The sequence below is a fragment of the Neisseria sp. P0022.S010 genome (genome assembly GCF_051956635.1).
In genome coordinates this window covers 1-719 of the sequence record NZ_JBQCXF010000785.1, presented here as the reverse complement: position 1 = coordinate 719, position 719 = coordinate 1, and the positions used below count along the sequence as shown (strand labels likewise).

Annotated in this window: 1 protein-coding gene; it reads right to left on the bottom strand. The window is 55.1% G+C overall.

The annotated features are described in order from the left end of the window. Positions 1 to 342: hypothetical protein (locus tag ACTHUT_RS21400; RefSeq protein ID WP_440419817.1), on the bottom strand; the 342-nt coding region annotated here is incomplete at its 3' end. Positions 343 to 719 lie beyond the last annotated feature (377 nt).

The following is a 719-nucleotide window of genomic DNA, read 5'->3' as shown; positions in this document are numbered from 1 at the left end:
AACGGCAACAGAAGACGAACCAAGTACGTTGGCATTATCCCCCCCCCCCCCCCCCCCCCCCCCCCCCCCCCCCACCACCACCCCCACCCCCACCACCCCCAAACCAACCACCCCCACACCACCACCACCCCAACCCCCCACACCACCAACCCCACCCCCCCCCAACCCAACAAAAAAACAACAAACACACCCAAACACACCCAACACACCACAAAACCAAGAACCACCAACAACACCGACAAAAACAACAAAAACACCACCAAAAAACACACCACCACCAAACACCCACAAAAACCAAACCCCACCAACAAAACCACCAACAAACCACCAAACAACACACACCACAACCCCAAAACCACAACAAAAAACACCAAAACCACCCTAAAACAACAACCAAACAAAACGCAAAACACGAACACACCCGACCCACCCCCCCACCACCTCAACCACACCACCACCTACAACAAACCCACCAACAAACAAACCCAACCACCAAAAAAACAAACAGACGCCACCACTCACCCCCTCCGCACTCCACTCCCAAGCCACCCACAACCCCAAACCATCCGAAACACTACAACCACCCCCTAATCCCCCACCCAAAAACCCCCAAACAACCCCCCCTGATCTACCAAACCACACCACCCCCAAAACCAACCCGAACAACAAACCAAACCCCACCACCCCACCACACCCCCCACACCAAACACACAAACCCC